Below are 23,109 nucleotides of genomic sequence, written 5' to 3' on the forward strand. Positions count from 1 at the left end.
CTGTCGGTGCTCAGGAGCGGCCGTCGACGTCCGGCTTGCGGCTGCCGTACTGCGTCGGCGGGGTCGGCTTCTTGCCGAGGCCCTTGACCGCGTTGATGTCGTCCTTGACGCTGGCGATCGTGCGCTTCGGCGTGATCGGCAGGCCCTTCTTCAGGCGCTTCCAGCCGATCAGGCCGAGGATCGCGGCGATGATCAGCATCACCACGGCCACCACCAGGGCGGCCAGCCACGCCGGCATCACGGTCGCGAGGCCCATCACGGCTGCGGTCAGCAGGACGCCGATCGCGTAGAGAACGACGACGAGCGCCCCGACCAGCAGGCCGGCTGCGAGGCCGAAGATCTTCGCCTTCGCGAGCATCTCGGCCTTGAGCAGGTCGATCTCGCCCTTGACCAGGCCCTTGACGAGCTTCGGGACGTCGCCGACCAGGCCGAACAGCGAACGCGACTTGCGATCGCGGGTGTCGGTCATGAGGTGGTGGTGTCCTTCTTCTGGCCGACCTTGCGGACGGCCTTCTTGGTCGTCTCACCGATGAACTCGGCGACGTCCGGGGTCTTGTCGGCGATGAAGTCCTCGGCGACGTGCACGCCCTTCTGGACGCCGTTGCTGTTCCAGACCTTGCCGCTGACGGTCTTGATCTGCTCGTACCGCGCCCGTCCGGCTCGCGATCCCAGGACGTACCCGAGTGCGGCGCCGGCGACGAACAGGAGCTTTCCGCGCATGTGCGATTCCTCCGTGCATTGGTTGTGCGGTGGTCATGCACCGAACGGAATACGTCCGGCGGTCTCACCAACAGTAGCCCTCAGGGGCTGCGCGGTCCGCTCAGGAACCGAGGATCTCGTCGGCTGCCTTCCGAGCGGCGGCGATGATCCCCGCCAGGCCGCGTCCGGTCGAGGCCTCGCCGATCCCGACGACGCCCTCGGCCAGCCCGGCCGCGGTGAGGTCCGGTCCGTACCAACCGACGCGTGCGGCTCCGCTGACGCGGTCGGCCGTGATCGCCACACCGAGCAGCGTGGACGCGTCCTGCAGGGCACGGCTGCCGACGGGGTCGGTCGGGTCGACCGGGAGGCTCGTGGCGACGCCCGCAGGGTCCGTCGCGGTGGTCGCGTAGCTGAGCCGCAGGACGTGGCGTCCGTCCGCCACGTCGGCCAGCCACGGCCACTTCACCGTCGCGTGCGTGAGGGCCTTCGCCGACACGGCCTGCGCGTCCGGGTGCACGAGCATCCCGGTGCCACGCGGGGCGGCGTCGAGCTCCGGCTGGTCGACGACGAGCGTGACGAGCTGGATGCCCGTCCGGTCGGGGGCGGCGGTGCGCTCCGGGTCGACGACGGAGGACAGGGTGTGCTGGGCCGGCAACCGTTCGGTCGTGCCGTCGACGCCGACGATCTCGACCGCGTGCGCCTCGATGCGGGTCGCCCGGGTGTGCAGCCGGACGTCCACCCCGTAGGTCGCCATGTCGGCGACGAGCTCGTCCACCAGGCGCACCGTCCCGCCGCGGATCCCCTGCACCGGGGTGCCGGCGGCCGCGCGTGCCCGCAGCGACAGGACGGCCCGGGCGAGCGAGCCCTCGCGCAGCAGTGCGGCGCGCAGGCCCGGGGCCACCCGGTCGGGGTCGAGCTGGTCGGGGTGTGTGGAGTGCACGCCACCGGCGATCGGCACCACGAGGTCGTCGAGCACCCGCTCCCCCATGCGCCGGCGGACGAGTTCGCCGAGCGAGGAGGCCTTGGCGCCCGCCGGTGCCGGCAGCAGCGAGTCCATCTGGGCGCGCAGGCCGCCCTTCTGCCCGACCACGGCCAGCACGTCGGCGGCCATCGGGGTGCTCGGGATGCCGAGGAGTCCGGTCGCCGGGATCGGGGAGGTCCGGCCGTCGCGGGTCATCAGCCAGGCGCCGCGGGGGTCGGGGGCGACGACGTCGTTGCCGAGCCCGAGCTCGATCGCCAGGCGGCCGACGGCGTCCGTGCGGGTGGCGAAGGAGTCCGCCGCCATGTCGAGGTCGATCCCGCCGACGGTGTGCCGACGGATCATGCCCCCGAGCGCACCCGAGGACTCGACGAGCACCACGTGGGCGCCGCCCTTGGCGAGGTCACGGGCGGTGACGAGCCCGGCGATCCCGCCGCCGACCACGACGACGTCGGTCACGCGCCGGCTCCGTCCTGCGCTGCACCGTCGTCCGCGCGGCCGTCGCCGAGCGAGTGGACCAGCTCGACCACGCGGGTCAGGACGTCTGGATCGGTCTCGGGCGGGACCCCGTGGCCGAGGTTCACGACGTGGGCCCGCGCGGCGCCGCCCCGACGGACGACGTCGCGGACGTGCGCTTCGAGGACGTCCCACGGTGCCGAGAGCATCGCCGGGTCGATGTTGCCCTGCACGCTGACGCCGGTGCCGACGCGCTGGACCGCCTGGTCGAGCGGCAGGCGCCAGTCGACCCCGACCGCGTCGACGCCCACGGTGTCCGTGCCGAAGGTCGTCATGTCGGCCAGGACCTCACCGCTGCCGACGCCGAAGTGGATGCGCGGCACACCGAGCTCGGCGACGTGCGACATCGCCTGGGCGGAGTGCGGGGCGACGGACCGGACGTAGTCGGCGCGGGACAGCGACCCCACCCACGAGTCGAAGAGCTGCGCGGCCGAGGCCCCGGCGAGCACCTGTGCCCGGAGGAACATCCCGGACACCTCGGCGGCCCAGGCGAGCAGCCGCGACCAGGTCTCGGGGTCGGCGTGCATGAGCGTGCGGGCGCGGATGTGGTCCTTGGACGGGCCACCCTCGACCAGGTAGGCGGCGAGGGTGAACGGCGCCCCCGCGAAGCCGATCAGCGGGGTGTCGCCGAGCTGCTCGACCGTGCGCCGGACGGCCTGCTCGATCGGGGCGAGGGCCGCGGGGTCGAGCTGCTCGAGCGCGTCGACGTCGGCGGGGGTGCGGATCGGCGACGAGAGCACCGGGCCACGACCGGGGACGATCTCGACGTCCACACCGGCGAGCTTGATCGGCACGACGATGTCGCTGAAGAAGATGCCCGCGTCGACCCCGTGCCGGCGCACCGGCTGCAGGGTGATCTCCGACGCCATCTCCGGGTCGAGGCACGCATCGAGCATGGCTGTGCCGATCCGAAGCTCCCGGTACTCCGGCAGGGACCGTCCGGCCTGCCGCATGAACCACACCGGGAGCGTCTCCGGACGGTCACCCCGCAGGGCCCGCACCAGGCGGGAACCACTCGTCCGCCCTGATGCCAGGGGGTGGGAGTCGGGGAGGGATGTGGTCGTCGCTTCGGTCACCGGATGATTCTCCCATCGAGCGCGTTACCATTGACTACGTGCTCATCTGTCTCACGGCGTCGCATCGCAACGCCAGCTTCGATCTCCTGGAGCGACTGAGCATCGGTGCACCCGCGGCAGCCAGCCGACTCGTCACGGATGCCGGCGTCCTGGACGGTGCAGTGGTCCTCGCGACCTGCAACCGCTTCGAGGCGTACCTCGACATCGCGGGCGACGAGAGCGACTCCGCCGTCTCCGCCACCGTGCAGGCCGTGGCCGCCGCAAGCGACCTGGACGCCACCGAGGTACTGGACTCCGTCAACGTGCTGGACGGCAAGGACGTCGTGCAGCACCTGTTCGCCGTGTCGAGCGGACTCGAGTCCGTCGTCGTCGGCGAGACCGAGATCTCCGGCCAGGTCCGGCGCTCGCTCGAGGACGCCCGGTCGAACGGCACCACCACCTCGGACCTCGAGCGCCTGTTCCAAGAGGCCGCGCACACCTCCCGCGGCGTCAAGACCCGCACCCGCATCGGCGCCGCCGGCCGGTCCCTCGTGCGCCTCGGCCTCGAACTCGCCTCGTCGCGGGTCACCGACTGGGCCCGCACCCGCGTGCTGCTCGTCGGCACCGGCAGCTACGCGGCCACCACCATCGCCGCCCTGCGTGACCGCGGCGCCACGAACATCCAGGTGTTCTCGCCCTCGGGCCGGGCACCCTGGTTCGCCGCCAAGCACGACCTCGTCGCCGCCCGCGACCTGCGCCAGGCCATCGGCGAGAGCGACGTCCTGATCACCTGCACCTCGAGCGAGGTTCCGGTCGTCGCACCGGCCGACCTCGACGACGGGGTCCGCCGCATCGTCATCGACCTCGGACTCCCCCGCAACGTCGACCCCGCGGCCGCCGGCGTCGACGGCGTCGAACTGCTCGACCTCGAGACGATCAGCATCCACGCCCCGATCTCCGAGCTGAACGCCGAGTCCGAGGCCCGCGCGATGGTCGACGACGCCGTGTCCCGGTTCCGCGCGCAGGCGATGGAGCAGTCGACGACCCCGGCGCTCGTGGCGTTCCGCAAGCACGTGTTCGACATCCTCGACGACGAGATCGAGCGGGCCAAGCGCCGCGCGGACGCCGACGGCGAGTCCGTCGAGCACACCGAGCGGGCGCTCCGGCACCTGGTCGGCGTCCTGCTGCACCGTCCCTCGGTCCGCGCTCGTGAGCTCGGTCGCGCCGGTCGCGGCGAGGAGTTCGTCGGGGCGATCGACTCCCTGTACGGCGTCCGGCCGGAGGCCGAGCCGGAGCTGCCGTCGCCCGTCGTCCCGCTGGCCGACCGCACGGCACTGGACCCGACCGCCTCGGATCGCGACGACCAGGCGGACGCGAGCTGAGCCTCCAGACAGGCTCGCAACCACCCACGCTGCGCGTGAGTGCGCTGCTGCTGGTGCGTGACCGACGCGTCCTGATGGTGCGCGCCCGGGCGCGCGACGTGCTCTACCTGCCCGGCGGCAAGGCCGAGCCGCACGAGACCGACGTCGAGGCCGCCGTGCGCGAGGCGTACGAGGAGACCGGCCTGCGGCTCACCGCCGACGACGTCGACCCGTTCGGCGTCGTGCTCGAGCCCGCCCACGGGCAGGCTCCGGGGACGATGGTCGCGATGACGCTGTTCCTGGTCCGGCCGGGAGGCCCGCTGGACTCCGCCACGCCCGTCGCCTCCGCCGAGGTGGACGAGGTCGAGTGGGTCACCTCCGCCGACGCGGACCGCTGCCCGCCCGCGGGCGTGGAGACGCTCCGCCGCCTGGTGGCGGCGGAGCTGATCGACTGACCGTCAGGCGCAGAGCGACGACGCAGAGGAGCCCATACTCAAGGATGAGTACTCATCCTTGAGTATGGGCTCGCATCGGCTCGGGTTCGTCAGGCCTTGTCGGTGTCGGTGTACTCCCCGACCTCGCCGTTCTGGGCCGGCTCGGCCTCGCCGGGGATGTCCGAGTCGACGTACTCGCCGTCGGGTCCGGTTCCGGTCGGACGCGTCTCGCCGGGGATGTCGCTCGAGACGAACTCGCCGACGGGCTCCGTCGACTCGACGTGCTCGTCGCCCGGGATCTCGCTGTCCGTGAAGGCTCCGGCGCGGGGTTCGACCCCGTCCGCGCGACCCTCGTCGCCTCGTGCCTGTTCGTGCTTGCCCGTCATGTCCGACCTCCGCTGCTCGGGTTGCTTGCCTCGGAGTGTGCCCGTGGTCCCTGGACGCCGACCGAACCGGATGCGGCGTTCGGTGGTTGCCTGTGCACCATGCAACGCAGCAGCCGATCGAAGTTCCTGCTCGTCGTGACCGGGCTCGTCGCCGTCGGGACCCTGGCGGGGTGCGCCTCGGACGGGCAGCCCGCCGCCACCGAGACCGTCACGGCGCCCGCACCGTCGCCGTCCGCGTCGGCGTCCACGCCGCAGTCGTCCGAGGAGTCCGCCTCGGCGGCACCGTCGTCCGGGTCCGGCTCGTCCGCCGGATCCGGTGCCACCGGTTCGTCTGCTGGTGACCGGTGCGCGGTGTCGTCGCTCGCCGGACGCATCGAGGCGGGCAGCGGTGGCGCCGCCGGCAGCGTCATCGTGCACCTGGTGCTCGAGAACACCGGGTCGACGACCTGCACCGTGCAGGGGTGGCCCGGCGTCTCGTTCGTCGGGGGCGGGAACGGCAAGCAGATCGGTGCGCCGGCCGTGGCGGAGAAGAGCTCGCCGCACCCCACCGTGACGCTGGCGCCCGGGAAGACCGCCGTGGCGCCGCTCAAGATCGTCCGTGCCGAGAACTACTCGGCGGGCGACTGCTCGCCCGAGACCCCCGACGGCTTCCGTGTGTACCCGCCCGGGTCGAAGCAGTCCCTGTTCGTGAAGGACACGGACTACCAGGCGTGTGCGTCCGCCGATGCCTCACTGCTGTCCGTGCAGGCGTTCGTGCCGGAGGGGCAGGCGACCTCGTAGCGGTCAGCCGGGCGGTCTCGGCGGGTCCCGAGCACGGGCTGCTGCCGCCACGGACGGAGCCGTCCCGCTGCGATCGCAGCGGGACAGCTCCTTCGGTCTTGACGTGCTGACCGACTAGCTGACCGGCACCGGGACGGCCCCGGTCCCCCGGTCGGGCTCGGGAGCCCGGTCAAGTCCGTGTCCCTCGGTGTCCAGGTTCGGGATGACCTTCTGCATCCACTTCGGCATCCACCAGGCTGCTTCCCCGCAGAGCGTGAGGAGCGCCGGCATGATCATCATCCGCACCAGGAAGGCGTCTGCGAGGACCCCGACGAGCAGCCCGACGGCGATCGACGCGGCGACGGCCATCTCACTCGTGGCGAAGCCCGCGAAGACGACGGCCATGATCGTGGCTGCTGCGACGAGGACGGTGCCGGACTTGGTGAACCCGGAGAACACGGCGTCCTTCGGGCTCAGCCCGCGGGAGTGTTCTTCCTTCATCCGGGACACGAGGAACACCTGGTAGTCCATCGCCAGCCCGAACAGGACCCCGACCAGGATGATCGGCAGCAGGCTCAACATCGGGTCACCCTGGGGTGCGGCGATGAGCGGGTCGAGCCAGCCCCACTGGAAGATCGCGACCGATGCACCGAACGCCGCCCCGACGGAGAACAGGTACCCGAGGGTGGCGAACAGGGGCACGAGCAGGGATCGGAACATCACGATCAGGAGCAGGAACGACAGCGCGACGATCACGATGATGTAGGTGATCAGTGCCCGGTTCATCTGCGCGGTGTCGTCGAGCCCGATCGCGGTCTCGCCGGTCACCTCGACGCGCACGCCGCTGATCGCCGTGGTCTCGTCGCGGATGTCCGTGACGAGCTGCTTCGTGCTCTCGGCGATCGGACCGCCGGTCGGGATGACGGTGAGGAGTGCGGCGTCGTCGGTCTTCGTGACCTGGCCGGGGACGACGGCTTCGACGTGGTCGAGGCCCGTGATCTCGTCCTCGACCGCGGTGAGGTTGCTGGTGACGTCGTCGCCCTGCACGAGCACGAGCAACGGGGACTGGATGCCGCCGAACTCGTCGACGATCAGGTCGTAGGCCTTCCGCTCGGACGACGTCGGGTCGGAGCCACCGGGGATGTTGGAGGCCGTCTTCATGTCGAGGACCGGTGCGGCGACGAGCCCGAGGACGACGACGGCGCCGAAGAGTGCGAGCCACGGGCGTCCGGTGACGAACCTGGCCCACCCGCGGAGGAAGTTCTTGCGGTTCGCGGGACGCTGCGGGATCGGCTGGCCGGCGGCGAGGAGTTCCCGGTGCTTCCGGGGCAGGGCGCGCAACCCGAGGGTCCCCAGGATGACGGGGAGCAGCGTGAGGGCCATCAGCACCGCGATCAGGACGCTGAACGCTCCGGCGAAGCCCATCACGGTGATGACCTCGTTGCCGGTCACGACGAGACCCACGAGGGCGATGATGACGGTGAGGCCCGCGAACACGACTGCGGTGCCCGCGGTGCCGGTGGCCCGGGCGACCGCGTCGACGACACTGCGCCCCTCGCGGAGCTCCGAGCGGAACCGGGTGAGGATGAACAGCGTGTAGTCGATCCCGACCGTGAGGCCGAGCATGGTCGCGAGCGTCAGGGTGGTCCCCTGGATCGGGTTGATCGCGGAGTACGCGAGGACACCGACCGTCCCCACGGCGACCCCGGAGATCGCGACGAGCATGTTCGCTCCGGCGGCCAGGAGCGAACCGAACGTCAGGAACAGCACCAGGAACGCGACCAGGATCCCGATGACCTCGCCGGGACCGAAGGTGGCGTAGGTGTCCCCGAACAGGTGTCCGCCGACCTCGGCGTGGAAGGCAGCACGGTGGTCTGCTGCGAAGTCCAGGACGGTGTCGTACGTCTTCTCCTGGTTCGCTTCGGTGACGCCGGAGAAGGTCAGCGTGGAGATGACCGTGGTGCCGTCCTTCGAGACCATCGGGTTCCGCTGGGCGAACGGGTCCGAGACCGTCTGCACGTGCGGAAGGCTCTTCGCGTCGGCGAGGACTGCCTGCACCTCGGCGGCGGTGGCCTGGTCGGTGACCTTCGCTCCGTCTCGCGCCTGGAGGACGAGCTGCAGCGTCTTCGCGTCGCCCGACGACGAGGAACCGAGGTCGAACTTCTCGTTGACGACGGTGAGCGCCTTCGCGGCGGCGGTCGTGTTGCCGGCCGAGCCGGTGGCACTGGTGTCCATGCCGGCGGCGGTGACCGCGGTGAGGCCCGCGAAGAGCACCAACCAGACGGCGACGATGATGAGCCGGTGCCGGGCGCTGAAGCGTCCGATCGCGGCGAGGACCTTGGGCATGATGCTCCCGGAGAGAAGAAGAGGAAGCCACGCGGAGACCGTCGCGGCGGGTACTCCTCAATGCTCCGAGCAACGCTCCGTCCGGCCGTCGTCCCGTCGGATCGACGGACCTACTGCGTCCGCAGTAGGTCCGGGTCAGTCGACGAGTCCGGCGCGGTAGGCGAGGGACACCAGCTGCGCACGATCACGGACGCCGAGCTTCGCCATCGCGCGGTTGGCGTGGGTCTTCACGGTGTAGGGCGAGACGAACATCTCCCGGCCGATCCGGTCGTTGTCGCCACCGCGGGCGATCGCCACCACCACGTCGTGTTCACGCGGGGTCAGCGCTCGGAGACGTTCCTGCGCATCGGTGTCGATGACGCGGTCGGACTGGGAGCTGACCTGCGCGATGACCGCGGCCTGCGCAGCCGCGGAGAGTGTTCCACCACCGAGGACGACCTCGTTGATGCCCGCCACGAGCTCGCGGGGTCCGACGGTCTTGCCGAGGAAGCCGTTCGCGCCGGCCCGGAGCGCCGAGACCACGATCTCGTCCTGCTCGAACGTCGTCAGGATGACGATGCGGAGCTGCTCGGCGGAGAACCGCTCACGGAGGCGGCGCGTGGTCTCGACGCCGTCGATCCCCGGCATCCGCACGTCCAACAGGACGACGTCGACCGTCGTCGTCTCGAGGAACCGCAGAGCCTCGAAGCCGTCGCCGGCCTCGCCGACGACGGTGAGGTCGTCGTGCGCCTCGAGGATGGTGCGGAGCCCGACGCGGATCATCGCCTGGTCGTCGACCAGCAGGATCGTCGTCACGACAGCTTCCTTCCGTCCAGCGCCAGCACGGCGTGCACGACGAACCGATCGGGTCGTTCGTCGATGTCCAGTGTCCCGCCTGCGGCCCCGACGCGTTCGCGCATGCCCACGAGCCCGAACCCGGACCCCTGCGTCTGCTTGGTCCGCGGCGCGCGTGGGTTGTCGGAGACCACGTGGAGTCGACCCTGCTCGGCGCGGACGGTGATCGTGACCGTGCCGATCCCGTACCGGTGCGCGTTGGTCAGGGCCTCCTGCACGACGCGGTAGACGGTGACCTCGACCACGGGGGCGACCGGTTCGTCCGGCAGCTCGACGTCAGCCACGACGTCGAGCCCGATCGACGTGAACGACGACACCAACGCGGGCAGCGAGCCCAGCCCGGCGACGGTCTGGTCCGGAGCGGCATCCCGTGACCGGAGGAGCTCGAGGATCTGCTGCGTCTCGGCGGTGACCATCCGCAACGCCTCACGCGCGTCACCTGCTGCGCGTGCCGCCGTCACCGGGTCGCGGTCGACGGTGACCTCGACCGCACCCAGGTGCATGCTCGCCACCGCGATCTGGTGACCGACGACGTCGTGCAGGTCGCGGGCGATGCGGAGCCGCTCGGCGTCCACGCGTCGGCGGGCTTCGAGGTCCCGTGACGCGATCGCCTCGCGGGCTTGCTCCCGCAGGGCCGACCAGTACCGGAGCTGTGCCCAGACCGCGGCCCCCGTGGCTCCGGCCGCCGCACACGCCGCGACCGCCGCCAACGCGTCCGTACTGACCAGCCCCGCGCCGGACTCCACCGCGACCACGAGGTAGAGCGGCAGCGCGGTCGCGACGACCATGCGGAACGGGGCCGCACCGCGGAGGGTGACGGAGAACAGCGCGAACACCACGATCGTCCACCCCACGATCGGGTCCCACCCCTGCACCGCTGCCACCGCACAGCCGACCACGGTGAGCAGCACCCCCGGCCACGGGTAGCGACGGGCCACGGCCACACCGGCGATGCCGAGCAGCACACCGACCAACGGGAAGACCCCGGCGCCCGCGACGAGGACTCGGACGATCTCCACCGCTGCACCGGCCACGGCGAGGCTTGCGGCCAGCTCGGGCAGGAGCGCCGGGGACCGGAGCCACCACGGGTTCGGTGGCAGCACGAGATCACCGTCGTCCGTCATCCCCCGAGTCTCCTGCTTCCACCTCACCGACACGTACTGCGGACGCAGTAGGTTCGACGATCCGCGACGACGACGAGGCGCCGCGTCCCGATCCGGAGGATTGGCACCAACCCCACCGGAAGGCACCCCATGACGACCATCACCGCTCCCCGTTCCGCACCGACGGCGCGACGGCACTCCCTCACCCGCGCACCGCAGCTCACCGCGTGGGCCGCTCTGATGGGTGTCTCCGAGGTCGTCCGCTTCGCCGGGTTCATGACCCTGCTCGTCGCGATGGGCGTCGAAGCCGGCGCCCGACGCGTGATCGACCACGAGGAGGCATGAGCGTGCGTCCCATCCGCCCCGAGGACATCACGCTCCCCGACACCCGACCGATCGACATCACCGCGTCCATGCGCGAGGTCGAGTCCGGCGGAGCGGACTCCGCCGATCGCTGACGGTCGCCCCGGCCAGGGCCGCTGAGCAGGAACGGCACCAGGCGTCCACGCTCCCCGAGTCTCGGCCCGGCGGACAGTTTCGCCGTTGCTGCGCCCGCGATCTGTCCGCCGGACCGGGACTCGGCGCGGGCGCCGAGTGCGAGCTCCTCAGCGACGAGCGGGGGCGTGCACCGCCTCGAGCACCTCGGTCCCCATGGTCCGCAGCGCCTCAACCACAGCCAACCGCCGCTGCAACGAAGCGTCGTCGAACGTGACGGTCACGGCGTAGCTGACCGACGACCCCGGCCCCCGCAGGATCCCCGCCTCGGCCCGCACGCCCGTGCTCGACCCGGTGACCGCGACGACCTGCAACCCGTGGTCGAGTGCACGGTGCGCCAGGGGGTCGAGCCCGAAGGACCCGGCGACCAGGTTCAGGTCACTCGCCAGGGACAACCAGCCGAGCACCCGGTTCGACACCGCCTCGTCGACGACCTCGCCGAGCGCCAGTCCGCGCATCACCCACGACAGCTCCCCGGTCGGTGCGACGGAGGCGTCGGGGGCGTCGTCCGGACCGCGGCGGTCCCGCACCCGGTCGATCAACGCGGTGCGCTCGATGCCCAGGGACTCCGCACGCTCCCGGACGGCGTCGATGCCCACGGTCGACAGCAGTGCGTTCATGGCCCAGGCGTCGGCGGTCGCCCCGACCAGGGTCGCCAGGTCGGGCACCTGCATGGTCGGCTCCTGCAGGAACTGCCACAGGCCCGCACCGGTCGCGGTGTCTCGGGCCATGCGCTGCAGTCGGTCACCGTGCAGGCGGCCGTCCTCGAGCTGGGCGGCGACCTCGATGAGCAGCAGGACACGGCCCAGGCTCGCGACCGGCTGCACCAGGGTGTCGTCGATCGCGAGCAGGGCCTTGCCGCTTGAGGTGTCGATCACCGAGGCGCTGACCCCGGCGCCCTCGAGCGCGAGGGCACCGAGGGCCTCGGTCGTGGCGGTGAAGCGGTCGTCGGCCCGGCCGCTGTGCCGCCCACGACCGCGGCCGCCACCTGCTGGGCGGTCGTCCGGTCGCCGGCGGCGCGACGACCGGGCCGCGTCCGGCTCCGTCATCACCAGATCGCGACGCGCTCGGCGGGGTCGAGGTACATCGCGTCCTGCTCGGTCACGCCGAAGGTGTCGTACCAGACGTCGATGTTCCGCACGACCTGGTTGCAGCGGAACTCGTTGGGCGAGTGCGGGTCGATGCTCAGCAGACGAGCCGCCTCTTCCGGTCGGATCGCCATGCGCCAGGCCTGTGCCCAGCTCAGGAAGAAGCGTTCGGCACCGGTGAGGCCGTCGACGACCGGGGGCTCCTGGCCGTCGAGGGACAGCAGATAGGCCTTCCACGCGATCGACAGGCCACCGAGGTCACCGATGTTCTCGCCGATCGTCAGGGCACCGTTCACGTGGCTGTCGGGCACCTCGGTCGGCACCAGGGCGTCGTACTGGGCGATGAGGGCCTTCGTGCGCTCCTCGAACGCCGCGCGGTCGGCCTCGGTCCACCAGTTCTCGAGCTTGCCGTCGCCGTCGTACTGCGACCCCTGGTCGTCGAAGCCGTGGCCGATCTCGTGCCCGATGACGGCACCGATGGCGCCGTAGTTCGCCGCGGCGTCGCGGTCTGCGTCGAAGAACGGGAACTGCAGGATCGCGGCCGGGAACACGATCTCGTTGAAGCCGGGGTTGTAGTACGCGTTGATCGTCTGCGGGGTCATGAACCACTCGTCGCGGTCGATCGGCTTGCCGATCTTGCCGAGCTCGCGGTCGACCTGGAACGAGGCGACGGCGCGGACGTTCGCGACCAGGTCGTCGGCGAGGACGGGCAGCGCCGAGTAGTCGCGCCACTTCACCGGGTAGCCGATCTTCGGCGTGAACTTGTCGAGCTTGTCGAGCGCACGGGCACGGGTCTCGTCGGTCATCCAGTCGAGCGCGGTGATGCTCTGCCGGTACGCCTCGACCAGGTTGGCGACGAGGTCGTCCATCTTGGCCTTCGAGGTCTCGTCGAAGTGCTCCTGCACGTAGATGCGGCCGACGGCCTCGCCCATCGCACCCTCGACCAGCGAGACGCCACGCTTCCAGCGCTCGCGCTGCTTGGGCGCACCGGTGAGTGCGGTGCCGTAGAACGAGAAGTTCGTGGCCGAGAACGCGCTCGTCAGGTACGCGGCGGAGCCACGGATGACCTGCCAGCGCAGCCAGTCCTTCCAGACCTCGAGCGGCTGGTCGTTCAGCAGGTCGGCCAGGCCGGTGATGAACGAGGGCTCGCGCACCACGACGGTCTCGAACGCACCGGCGGGGGCGTCGATGGCCTGCCACCAGGTCTGCAGGTCGACGCCCTTCGCGAGCGCGGCGACCTCGGCCCAGGGCAGCTTGTTGTAGGTCTTCTGGCTGTCACGCGTGGTGACGTTGTCCCAGTGCTGGGCGGCGAGCGCCGTCTCGAGCGCGATGACGTGCTCGGTGCGGGCACCGCCGTCGTCGAGGCCGGCGAGCGGGAACATCGCCGCGACGAACTCGCGGTACTTCTCGCGGATGTCGGCGAAGCGCTCTTCGCGGTAGTACGACTCGTCGGGCAGCCCGAGGCCGGACTGCTCCAGGAACACGACGTAGGACTCGGGGTCGCCCGGGTCGTTGTCGACGAAGAGCTGCAGGAAGCTCGGCAGGCCGATGCGCTCGAAGCGGCCGACGGCGGCGATGACCTCGGGCACGGACTGGATCTCGGTGATCTCGGCGAGCAGGTGCTCGATCGGTGCGGTGCCGAGCTCCTCGAGCCGCGCTTCGTCGGTGAAGGAGGTGAAGAGGTCACCGACCTTGCGCTCCTCGGTGCCGGGGGCGGCCTGCTGCGAGCGCTCGATGATGTCGCGCACGGCGATCTCGGCGGCTTCGGCCAGCACCGTGAAGGAGCCGTACCGGGCCTTGTCGTCGGGGATCGGCGTCGCCTCGATCCAGGTCCCGTTCACGTGGCGGTACAGGTCGTCCTGGGGGCGCACCGCGGGGTCGAGTTCGTCAGTGTGGATGCCGGAGGCACGTGCGACGTCGGTCATGCGGTCCACGATAGCCACCGACCCCATGGGGCAGGTCGATCAGGGTCGTCACCGGCACACGGCTGCCGGTACGGTCATCGCATGGGACTTCCGTGGAAGCTGCACGGCGACGGCAAGACCGTCTCCGCGACGACGATCGTGGCACCCGACGAACGGCTCACCTGGCCCCGGACCATCGGCCTCGGCGTGCAGCACGTCGTCGCGATGTTCGGCGCCACGTTCCTGGTGCCCCTGATCACCGGGTTCCCGCCGTCGACGACGCTGCTGTTCAGCGGCATCGGCACGATCCTGTTCCTGCTCATCACGGGCAACCGCCTGCCGAGCTACCTCGGCTCGTCGTTCGCGTTCATCGCCCCGATCGGCGCGGCCACCAAGATCGGCGGCATCCCGCTCGCCCTGTCCGGCATCATCGTCGTCGGCGCGCTGCTCGCGATCGTCGGGCTCGTCGTGCACCTGGCCGGCGCCGGGTGGATCGACCGGCTGATGCCCCCGGTGGTCTCGGGCGCGATCGTCGCCCTGATCGGCTTCAACCTGGCGCCGTCGGCCCGGAAGAACTTCACGGAAGCCCCGGTCATCGCGGTCATCACCCTCGCGACGATCGTCCTGGTCACGGTTCTGTTCAGGGGCCTGATCGGCCGCCTGTCGATCGTCATCGGCGTGCTCGTCGGGTACGTCGCCGCGCTCATCGGCGGTCAGGTCGACTTCTCGAAGGTCGGCGACAAGCCGTGGATCGGTCTGCCGGACTTCACCGCTCCCGCGTTCGACCCGTCGCAGCTCCCGATCTACCTGGCGTTCGTGCCGGTCGTCCTGGCGCTGGTCGCCGAGAACGTCGGCCACGTCAAGGGCGTCGGGCAGCTGACCGGCCGTGACCTCACGCCGCTGACCGGTCGCGCGCTCTTCGCCGACGGCATCTCGACCGTCTTGGCGGGCGTCGGCGGCGGCTCCGCCACCACCACCTACGGCGAGAACATCGGCGTCATGGCCGCCACCCGCGTCTTCTCCACCGCCGCCTACTGGGTCGCCGCCATCGCGGCCGTCCTGCTCGGTCTGTCGCCGAAGATCGGCGCCGTCATCTCCTCGGTGCCGGCCGGCGTGCTCGGCGGCGCCACCACCGCGCTCTACGGCCTGATCGGCGTCATCGGCATCCGGATCTGGGTCGAGAACCGCGTCGACTTCTCGAAGCCGAAGAACCAGCTGACCGCCGGCATCGCCCTGATCATCGGCATCGCCGACTTCACGTTCCGCTTCGGCCAGGCGAGCTTCGGCGGCATCATCGTCGGCACGATCGCCGCGATCGTCGTCTACCACCTGATGGACGTCATCGGCCGGGCCCGCGGCACCGACGAGCCCTCGACCGAGGCCGCCGACCCCGCACACGCCGCCACCGGCGCCGTCCCTGCGGAACCGCGCGCCGACTGACGCGAGTGGTCGGCCGGAACGCGCGTCCGGCCTGACGACGTGGGACCACCGGACTGGAGGCCCGTGGCGGACACGGCCACGGGCCTCCAGTCCGTCAGGTGGTGCGTTGCGGACCGGAACGCCCCCAGTCGGTCGCTCCGGTCCGCACGCGCTCCTCGCCCGGTTCAGCGGGGCGCGCTGGGCGACGGGGTCGCGGTCTGCACGGACTCCTGCTCGTCGATGTACCGCTGATCGAGCGGGACCTCATCGGCGACCCCCGCCGTCCACTGCCCGACGACGGTCGTGCCGTCGGACTCGTACACGTCGCCGCCGTCCGGCTCGCTCCACAGAACCCAGCCCTTGCGGCCGTTGTCCGCCCTCCCGGGGACCAGATCCGGGTGACCCGACGCGTTCGGGACTCCGTAGGTCTGGCCCTTGTCGTTGACCGCCCAATCCGACGTGACCGCGGTGGCGTACTGCAGCGTCGCCGTCCACCGCGTCCCCGCCGACGCTTCGATGCTGAACGTCGTGGTCCCTCGCTCCGGGAGCCGGCCGTCGACGACGCGCATCGTCCCTTCGTCCCGACAACTCAGGCCGGATGCGCCCCCTCCGACGGTGAGGACCCGGACCATGCCGACGTCGTTGCGGCACGTGATGTCGATGATCACGGCACCCGCGGTGTCGGGAGCCTGCCCGATGTCGATCAGGGCGGGACCGGTGTGCGTCGCAGTGGTCGTGCGCCCGACTGCTGCCGTCGTCGTGGTGCCCGGGAGCCCGGCGACGACCAGGGCGGCGGCGCTCGTCGTCACCGCGATCGCTGCGACGGAGACGATCGAGACGCCGATGCGTGCACGTCGTTGCTGTCGCTGCAGGGCGCTCCGTCGTGTCCCGATGGCGGCCAACTCCGAGCGGACCGCTGCCGCAGCGTCGGGGTTCATGTCGATGCTCATCAGTAGGTGCCTTCCGGTGCGTTGCGGACAGTGGGACGGAGGTCGTGCAGGTCGCGTTGCAGGCGCTGCCGCATCCGGTGCAACCGCACGCGTGCCGCCGGCGGTTTGAGACCGACCGCCTGCGCGGCTTGCCAGACCGGCATCTCCTCGACCCCGGTGAGCACCAGCAGCGCGGCGTCCTGCGGCGCGAGTCCCCGAATCGTCGTCCGGAGGCGTTCGCGGGCCTCGAGGTCTTCGGCGTCCGTGGCAAGAGCGTGGGGATCGTCCCGAGGGAGTGCGTCGAGGAGCTTCCGGTACCGCGCCGCTGCGCGTCGGTGGTTCTGGGTCAGGTTGACCGTCGTGACCAGCAACCACGGAGCGACGGAACCGGCCACGAGGGTGACGCTCTTGCGCTTGCGCCAGAGCTCGTAGAACGCCGCCGCTGTGATGTCCTCGGCGTCGTGCGAGTTCTCCGTCAGGCTCAACGCCCGTCGGTAGATGCGCGGTCGGTGCCGGTCGAACAGCGCGGCGAACGCAGCCCCGTCATCACGGACCGCTCGCGTCCACAGCGGGTGGTCGTCCTGTTCGTCCTTCACACTCTGGAGTGTCCGGTCATGGCTCCAGCGTTACAGACGCCAGCGGATCGGCTCGTCGCGCAACGAGGTCGTGCGGGGCGCAAGCCCGAGGACGTGGGACCACCGGATTGGAGGCCCGTGGCGGACACGGCCACGGGCCTCCAGTCCGTTCCGGGGTCGCGCCCACACCGCCTGGCGACCACCGCGGGTCGGCATCGCCGACAGAATGGGTCGGTGCACCGACCGACGCGACCCGCTGTGACCGCTGAGCGGCGCGCGGTCGACCGCGACATCGTGCGACTGGCGGTGCCCGCGCTCGGAGCGCTCGTGGTCGAGCCGCTGTTCCTGATGACCGACACCGCGCTCGTCGGGCACCTCGGGGCGACGCCGCTGGCGGCCGTCGGGCTCGCGAGTGCCGTGCTGTCGACGGTGACCGGGCTGCTGGTGTTCCTGGCGTACTCGACGACCCCGGCCGTGGCACGGGCGCTCGGTGGTGGCGACCGTCGCGGAGCCGTGCACGCAGGCATCGACGGCATGTGGCTCGCGCTCGTGCTGGGGGTGGTGCTGGCGCTGGTCGGGTGGCCGCTCGCCGGGCCGCTCGTCGACCTGTTCGGCGCCTCGGCCGAGGTGTCGGCCGCCGCGACCGCGTACCTGACCATCTCCCTCATCGGGCTGCCCGGCATCCTGGTCGTGACTGCCTCGACCGGACTGCTGCGTGGGCTGCAGGACACGAAGACCCCGCTCGTCGTCGCGACCATCGGGTTCGTCGCGAACGGGCTGCTCAACGCCGTCCTGATCTACGGCGCCGGCTGGGGCGTCGAGGGATCCGCCGCCGGCACCGTCATCGTGCAGTGGGCGATGGCCGTCGTCTACGTGCGCATCGCGGTGCGGGCCGCTCGGTCGTCCGGGGCGCCGCTGCGACCCGGTGCCTCGGGCGTCGCCCGGGCCCTGCGATCGGGGGCGTGGCTGTTCCTGCGCACCGCGTCGCTGCGGATCGCGATGCTCGCCACCGTCGGTGCCGCCGCCGGGCTGGGGACCACCGGGCTGGCGACGACGCAGGTCGGGCTGACCGTCTTCTCGACGCTGGCGTTCGCGCTCGACGCCCTGGCGATCGCCGGGCAGGCGCTCGTCGGACACGGACTCGGCGGGCGTGACCCGGAGCGGGTGCGACTGGTGACGCGACGGCTCGTGCTGCTCGGGATCGCCGGCGGTGTGCTGCTCGGGGTGCTGACCCTGGCCGTGAGCGGCGTGCTCGGGCCGGTGTTCTCGGACTCCCAGGCGGTGCGGGACGCCCTGCCCGTCGTGCTGGTGCTCATCGCCGTCGGGATGCCCGTCGCCGGGTACGTCTTCGTGCTCGACGGGGTGCTGATCGGCGCCGGTGACGCGCGGTACCTGGCCATCGCCGGAGGCCTGAACCTCGTCGTCTACCTGCCGCTGCTCTGGTGGGCCGGCGGGACGCTCGCGGGGTTGTGGGCGGCCTTCGCCCTCGGGTACATCGGGGTCCGGGCGGTGACGCTCGGGGTGCGGGCGCACCGGCGCGGCTGGGTGGAACAGGCGTTGGCGCGGTGAGCGAGCCGTCTCCGGCTGGGCCCGCTTCGTCCTCCGGGCCTGATTCTTCTGCGGCACCGTCGTCCTCGGTGGCCTCGTCGGCCGTGCTCGCCACGGTCGGCATCGGGGTGCAGGGCGTCGCGAAGCTGCTCGTGACCGTCGTCGTCGGGCGGGTGTTCGGCACCGAGACCCTCGGACAGACCACCGCGCTGCTGTCGCTCTCGGTGTTCGTCGCGCTGCTCTGGCCGAACGCCGCGGGCAACACCGCGTCGCGGTTCCTGGCGATCGCACTGCGGGGTCGGCGATCCGATGCCGCGGTGAACCGGCTGCTCGGGGTGTCGATGCTGGTGTCGAGCGTGGTGCTCGCCGCGGTCACCGTGCCGATCGCGCTGGCCTGGGGCAACGGACCCGGGATGGTGCTCGGTGGTGCCGCGGTCGTCGTCGGCTACGGCCTCTACTGCTACCCCCGCGGTGCGCAGCTCGGCTACGACCGGGCGCCGCGGGTCGCGCTGTGGGACTCGGTGACGAGCGTGCTGGCGCTCGGGTTGCTCGTGGTGGCATGCGTCGCGCGGCTCGAGCCCTTCGTGCTGCTGCCCCTGGCCATCGGGTACACGGTGTTCGCGATCGCGTGCTGGCCGCGGGGCAACGGCTTCGCGCCTGCTTCACACGAATCCGCCGCCGGGGTGCTCGGGTTCGCGGCGTGGAACGTGCTGGCGGTGGTGACCTCGAACGGGTTGCTGCAGTTGACGATGATCTCGGCGCAGGTGACGTCGTCGGCGCACGCCGCCGGTGTCTACGCCGCTGCCTTCACCCTGGCGACGCCGGCGTCGATGCTCGGGCAGGCGTTGGGGCAGGTGCTCGTGCCGGCGTTCGCGCACCGGACCGATGGCGGATCGCTGCGCTCCCGCGGCGCCCTGCTGCTCGTCGTCGGGTTCGCTGCGGCGTCCGCGGTCGTGTTCGGCCTGGTCGCGCTGCTCGCCGGGTGGTTCCTGCCGATCGTCTACCCCGCCGAGGGCGCCGCTGCCGTCGCGGACCTGCGGTACCTGATGGTCGCGGTGTGGGTGTTCACCGTCGGACTCGTGCCGGCGGCGTTGCTGCTCGCCGCTGGGCGCTCACGCCAGGTCGCCCTTGCCTCGGTCGCCGGGTTCGTCGTCGGGGCTGGGCTCATGGCGGTACTCGGGCCCGTCGCAGGTGTCGCTGGTGGCACCACGGGATTCTTGGTGGGGAGTGCGGTGAACCTGGTTGCGGTGGTGGGGCTCGGGGTGCGCACCAGCGCCGTGCCTCGACAATCCGTAGGGAATGTCGCATGAAGCTCGCACGGAACCACTCGCGGACCCCGCTGCTCACAAGCATCGGGATCGTCGCCGCGGTCGCGTTGGCCGGCTGCTCCGGACACAACGTCCCGACCGATGTCGGAGGCGAACCCTCCGACGCCTCGGAGACCGCCGCGAGACAAGCAGCGGTCGAGGGTCTCGAGGAGCACGACGAACACCGCTTCGTGTCGGCGGTGGGACAGGATCAGCGTTCCGGCGCGGTCACGGCGTGGAAGGTCTGCGAGCCGCTCCTGACACCGGGTGCGAAGGTCACCTCAAACGACGCGGTCGTGACGACCATCGTCGGCGTCTTCGTGCACCCTGCGGACAAGCGGGCGAAGGACTGCTGGGTCACGCTGTCGTGGACGGAACGTCAGGGGTGGAGCATGACGGCTGAACTGTCCGCCGCCGACGACTAGGCCGCACACGCTTCGTGCGCCGGAGCCCGTTGCCGTGGTGCGGCGAGCTCCCTCGACCCCGCCGGTCAGGAGTTCGCTGCAGCGCCGCTACGGAGCCAGTTCGAGCACGTAGTCACGTTCCCGGATCAAACCGTGCTCGGGGATCCACACCTGAAGCTAGTCGACAGTGAAGTGCTCGAGCTCGTCGTGGTGGGTGCGGAGGAACGACGCCACTCCCGGCTGCATCGGGAACCGTTAATCCACGCCCTGGACGACTGCGGTGAGGTCGTCGGCGTCCCGCTCCCAAGTCCCACGGGGCGGTGGGAAGTACGGCTTCCACGCGACGACGTTGTACCCCTGCGACGTAGCGCGGGCCGAGCGATCCAGGCCCGCCGAGGGCGAGTTCGGCGAGCCCGGACAGGTACTTCGCGGTCGGCGGGTGCTCGAGGTTCCGGATGAAGACGTCGTGGACGTACTCCCACCCGGAGACGACCTACACGTCCTCGTCGACGTCCACACGCTGCCGACCGACGTGCCAGTACGCGAACACCAACGCCACACCGACCACGATGACGAACGTGACGACGCGCACGAGCTGTTGGCGATCGAACGATCGTCGAGTTCGATGAGGAGCCGTCACGACAATCTCGTCTTCCACACACGCCGACCGCAGCGGCCACGCCAACCGACGGACGGACCCGTTTGCCGACGGCCGCTACTGCTCGCGCTGCCGCATCCGCCGGGCCGTCCGCGACGCGCACGACGCCGCACACCGACGCCACCCCCGACACGAAACAGCCGGCCATTCCTTCGGGTGACCGGCCGTTCTCGCTGATGCTGACGAAGCGATTTTCTGTGGAAGCAGCAAGGTTCGCGGTGCGCCGGGAGAACCGGCTACTCTCCAGCCGAGACGACAGTTCACACCGAGGGGCGGTGTGGCTCGTCCGTGAAGTGGGGAAAAGTGAATACTCCGTTCGTGCTGCCGAGATCGAGAACTCTCTGGCGGTCGCTCGTCCTGATCGTCATGGTCGTCGCGCTTGCACTCGCCTCGATCGTGGCGATGTCGCCACCTCGAGCCGAGGCAGCTGGCGCTTGTGGGACGGCCTGCGACGACATCTCTGCCGACCCGGCAACGCTCGCGAAGCAGCTCGGGGGCTTCGTCACAGCGGGTACCTTCACCGCGACCGCGAACGGCGCGGGCGACACCAACGATCTGTACCGAAACGAGATCCTCCCGATCGCGAACGGAAACCCGACGCCGGGTTGCCAGCTCGACACTCGGGTACTCCAGACACTCGTCATCGTGACCAAGAAGTTCGGATCGTTGCGGGTCAATGACCTGAACCGTCGTTGCCCGACGATGACGCACCCCGTCTCTTGCGCGAGCAACGAGAGCTCCCTGCACTGCATCGACCCGAGTGTCGCGATCGACTTCGGTTCTGTCGGCGGGTCCACTGTTCAGGGTCCTGACGCACGCACGCACGAGTTGCTGGACTTTCTCGACACCTTCGTTCCGTCCGGCACGCAGGCCGGGCAGTCACAGTGCAGGTCCACCTGGTCCTTCACGAACATCACCCGCCAGTTCGCAGACACCTGCAACCACCAGCACGTGGACTTCAGCAACGTGACCAGCCCGCTGTCGATCTCACCGTCGTCGTACTCCAACGGCACCGCCGTGGCGGTGCGTGCGAACACCGGCACACTGTGGACGTGGACCGGCAGCGCCGGTACTCCCGGCTTCGCCGCGAACTCCGGCCGACAGATCCAGGACGGCACCTCCCCTGCACTTGCACGGGACGGCTCGAACGCCGCAGCCGCCTACGTCGACCCCAGCGGGACGCTCTGGACCTGGAAGGGCAAGGCCGGCACGACCGGCACCGCCGCTTCGGCCGGAGTCGGCGTCAAGCCAGGCACCAGCCCGGACATCGTCTCGCTCGGCGATGGAAACTTCGCCGTCGCGTTCCAGGCGAACACCGGGGATCTCTGGACCTGGAAGGGCACCGCTGGCTCAACGGGCTACGCGCAGTCCACCGGACAGGGCATGAAGGACGGCACCAACCCGTCCATCACCACCGTCGGCAGCGGCGTGTCCGTCGCCTACCAGGCCGAAAGCGGTGGCCTCTGGACCTGGTACGGCCCGGCCGCGACCACCGGAACCGCCAAGAGCGCAGGCCTCGGGATGAAGGACGGGACAAGCCCGGCGATCACACGTGTCAACGGGTCCACCGTCGCCGTGTCAGCGCAAGCGAACACCGGCAAGCTCTGGGTCTGGAGCGGCACACCGCGGACGACCGGGCTCGCCGTTCAGACCGCTGTCGGCATGAAGGCGGGCACCAGCCCGTCGATCACGCTCGTGGGGTCGGAACTCGCCGTGGCAGCACAAGCGAACACCGGAGACCTCTGGACCTGGCACGGAGCTCCGGGCGATGCCGGGTTCGCACACTCGGCGGACGTCGGTATGAAGACCGACACCAGCCCCTCAGCAGTGACCGAGGGCGACCACCTCGCCGTCGCAGTCCAGGCGAACACTGGCTCGCTCTGGACGTGGACCGGCGACGCCGGCACGGACGGCTTCGCTTCCGCCGGCAACGTCGGCATGCGGAACGACCCCGGGATCGGCTAAACCCGAAGCGCCGGACCGAAGAAACGCCCTGTCTCCACGCGCTCGGAGACAGGGCGTTTCCCGTCCAACCGCGCCCCCGCTCGACCTGGTCGGTGGGCTCCGCCGCGATCAGGCCGTCCGCGACTTCCAGGCCTGCGGCACCGCCATCGAAGCGTGACTACGCCGCGCTTCGGACGCTGGCGTGGGCGACCCCTGCGACGACGAACCGTAAACGCCGGGCCCATGCAGGTCCCGTCCCCCGTCGGACCGGAGGCGTGGCTCGTCGGTCAGGACGTCGGCGCGACTCCGAAGGCCGAAGGGCCCCTGCCAATGGCGTGCAGCAGCCCGCTGACCTCCCATGAGCAG

The 23,109-nt window shown here is 70.8% G+C and carries 21 protein-coding genes; 9 read left to right on the plus strand and 12 right to left on the minus strand.

Annotation, left to right across the window (positions count from 1 at the left end):
* Window positions 1-10: 10 nt before the first annotated feature.
* The 4 genes from DEJ12_RS01135 to hemE all read right to left on the minus strand — a co-directional run bounded on the left by DEJ12_RS01135 (window position 11) and on the right by hemE (window position 3,270).
* Window positions 11-469, minus strand: a complete 459-nt coding sequence (locus tag DEJ12_RS01135) for a phage holin family protein (RefSeq protein WP_071404474.1) — start codon at window positions 467-469, stop codon at window positions 11-13.
* The gene (locus DEJ12_RS01140; protein WP_017887727.1) at window positions 466-720 is read right to left on the minus strand and encodes a hypothetical protein; all 255 of its coding nucleotides are present in this window, start codon (window positions 718-720) and stop codon (window positions 466-468) included. Before DEJ12_RS01140 ends, DEJ12_RS01135 begins: the two co-directional genes overlap by 4 nt.
* Window positions 721-820: 100 nt before the next feature.
* The gene (locus DEJ12_RS01145) at window positions 821-2,137 is read right to left on the minus strand and encodes an NAD(P)/FAD-dependent oxidoreductase (protein WP_111028757.1); all 1,317 of its coding nucleotides are present in this window, start codon (window positions 2,135-2,137) and stop codon (window positions 821-823) included.
* Window positions 2,134-3,270 (minus strand): uroporphyrinogen decarboxylase, encoded by a 1,137-nt coding sequence (gene hemE, locus DEJ12_RS01150; protein WP_111028758.1) that lies wholly within the window; start codon window positions 3,268-3,270, stop codon window positions 2,134-2,136. The genes DEJ12_RS01145 and hemE overlap by 4 nt, the downstream gene beginning before the upstream one ends.
* A 38-nt stretch (window positions 3,271-3,308) precedes the next feature.
* Here hemE and DEJ12_RS01155 point away from each other — a divergent pair, with 38 nt between their 5' ends.
* Together DEJ12_RS01155 and DEJ12_RS01160 are read left to right on the plus strand one after the other, a co-directional pair.
* Complete coding sequence (locus DEJ12_RS01155) at window positions 3,309-4,631, plus strand: glutamyl-tRNA reductase (protein WP_110863603.1); 1,323 nt, start codon at window positions 3,309-3,311, stop codon at window positions 4,629-4,631.
* A gap of 35 nt (window positions 4,632-4,666) precedes the next feature.
* Window positions 4,667-5,065, plus strand: a complete 399-nt coding sequence (locus DEJ12_RS01160; protein WP_083404464.1) for an NUDIX domain-containing protein — start codon at window positions 4,667-4,669, stop codon at window positions 5,063-5,065.
* A gap of 89 nt (window positions 5,066-5,154) precedes the next feature.
* Here DEJ12_RS01160 and DEJ12_RS01165 read toward each other — a convergent pair whose 3' ends face one another.
* Window positions 5,155-5,430, minus strand: a complete 276-nt coding sequence (locus DEJ12_RS01165) for a hypothetical protein (protein WP_111022401.1) — start codon at window positions 5,428-5,430, stop codon at window positions 5,155-5,157.
* Between the two features lie 99 nt (window positions 5,431-5,529).
* Here DEJ12_RS01165 and DEJ12_RS01170 point away from each other — a divergent pair, with 99 nt between their 5' ends.
* Entirely contained in the window at window positions 5,530-6,210 is a 681-nt protein-coding gene (locus DEJ12_RS01170; protein WP_111028759.1) for a DUF4232 domain-containing protein, read from the plus strand.
* 114 nt (window positions 6,211-6,324) lie between these two features.
* Here the strand turns inward: DEJ12_RS01170 and DEJ12_RS01175 are convergent, their stop codons facing one another.
* From DEJ12_RS01175 to DEJ12_RS01185, 3 genes are all read right to left on the minus strand, one after another.
* Window positions 6,325-8,535, minus strand: coding sequence for an MMPL family transporter (locus tag DEJ12_RS01175; RefSeq protein WP_111028760.1), 2,211 nt, complete (start codon window positions 8,533-8,535; stop codon window positions 6,325-6,327).
* A 135-nt stretch (window positions 8,536-8,670) separates the two neighbouring features.
* On the minus strand, window positions 8,671-9,330 hold the full coding sequence (locus tag DEJ12_RS01180) for a response regulator transcription factor (protein ID WP_111028761.1): 660 nt from the start codon (window positions 9,328-9,330) through the stop codon (window positions 8,671-8,673).
* A complete protein-coding gene (locus tag DEJ12_RS01185; protein WP_111028762.1) occupies window positions 9,327-10,493 on the minus strand; it encodes a sensor histidine kinase in 1,167 nt (388 codons plus the stop codon). The genes DEJ12_RS01180 and DEJ12_RS01185 overlap by 4 nt, the downstream gene beginning before the upstream one ends.
* Before the next feature lie 129 nt (window positions 10,494-10,622).
* Here DEJ12_RS01185 and DEJ12_RS01190 point away from each other — a divergent pair, with 129 nt between their 5' ends.
* On the plus strand, window positions 10,623-10,817 hold the full coding sequence (locus DEJ12_RS01190) for a hypothetical protein (protein ID WP_111022407.1): 195 nt from the start codon (window positions 10,623-10,625) through the stop codon (window positions 10,815-10,817).
* Between the two features lie 260 nt (window positions 10,818-11,077).
* Here the strand turns inward: DEJ12_RS01190 and DEJ12_RS01195 are convergent, their stop codons facing one another.
* Window positions 11,078-12,016, minus strand: a complete 939-nt coding sequence (locus tag DEJ12_RS01195) for a serine hydrolase (RefSeq protein WP_071404465.1) — start codon at window positions 12,014-12,016, stop codon at window positions 11,078-11,080.
* Complete coding sequence (locus DEJ12_RS01200) at window positions 12,016-13,980, minus strand: M13 family metallopeptidase (protein ID WP_111029087.1); 1,965 nt, start codon at window positions 13,978-13,980, stop codon at window positions 12,016-12,018. Before DEJ12_RS01200 ends, DEJ12_RS01195 begins: the two co-directional genes overlap by 1 nt.
* An 81-nt stretch (window positions 13,981-14,061) precedes the next feature.
* On the opposite strand from DEJ12_RS01200, the gene DEJ12_RS01205 reads away from it, so the two are divergent.
* Entirely contained in the window at window positions 14,062-15,399 is a 1,338-nt protein-coding gene (locus DEJ12_RS01205; protein WP_111028763.1) for a uracil-xanthine permease family protein, read from the plus strand.
* Window positions 15,400-15,563: 164 nt separating this feature from the next.
* On the opposite strand, the gene DEJ12_RS01210 is transcribed toward DEJ12_RS01205, so the two are convergent.
* Both DEJ12_RS01210 and DEJ12_RS01215 read right to left on the minus strand, forming a co-directional pair.
* Window positions 15,564-16,328, minus strand: coding sequence for a hypothetical protein (locus tag DEJ12_RS01210; RefSeq protein ID WP_111028764.1), 765 nt, complete (start codon window positions 16,326-16,328; stop codon window positions 15,564-15,566).
* The gene (locus tag DEJ12_RS01215) at window positions 16,328-16,903 is read right to left on the minus strand and encodes an RNA polymerase sigma factor (protein WP_111028765.1); all 576 of its coding nucleotides are present in this window, start codon (window positions 16,901-16,903) and stop codon (window positions 16,328-16,330) included. Before DEJ12_RS01215 ends, DEJ12_RS01210 begins: the two co-directional genes overlap by 1 nt.
* A 237-nt stretch (window positions 16,904-17,140) precedes the next feature.
* On the opposite strand from DEJ12_RS01215, the gene DEJ12_RS01220 reads away from it, so the two are divergent.
* The 4 genes from DEJ12_RS01220 (at window position 17,141) to DEJ12_RS17765 (ending at window position 22,764) form a co-directional block, all read left to right on the plus strand.
* Complete coding sequence (locus DEJ12_RS01220; protein WP_111028766.1) at window positions 17,141-18,451, plus strand: MATE family efflux transporter; 1,311 nt, start codon at window positions 17,141-17,143, stop codon at window positions 18,449-18,451.
* A gap of 68 nt (window positions 18,452-18,519) precedes the next feature.
* Entirely contained in the window at window positions 18,520-19,740 is a 1,221-nt protein-coding gene (locus tag DEJ12_RS01225; RefSeq protein ID WP_111028767.1) for a lipopolysaccharide biosynthesis protein, read from the plus strand.
* Window positions 19,737-20,162 carry a hypothetical protein gene (locus tag DEJ12_RS01230; protein WP_111028768.1) on the plus strand — a complete coding sequence of 142 codons (426 nt, stop codon included), beginning with the start codon at window positions 19,737-19,739 and terminating at the stop codon, window positions 20,160-20,162. Before DEJ12_RS01225 ends, DEJ12_RS01230 begins: the two co-directional genes overlap by 4 nt.
* A gap of 1,588 nt (window positions 20,163-21,750) precedes the next feature.
* Window positions 21,751-22,764, plus strand: a complete 1,014-nt coding sequence (locus DEJ12_RS17765; RefSeq protein WP_146245535.1) for a hypothetical protein — start codon at window positions 21,751-21,753, stop codon at window positions 22,762-22,764.
* Window positions 22,765-23,109 lie beyond the last annotated feature (345 nt).

This window comes from Curtobacterium sp. MCLR17_059 (genome assembly GCF_003234665.1).
Classification (GTDB): Bacteria; Actinomycetota; Actinomycetes; order Actinomycetales; family Microbacteriaceae; genus Curtobacterium; species Curtobacterium flaccumfaciens.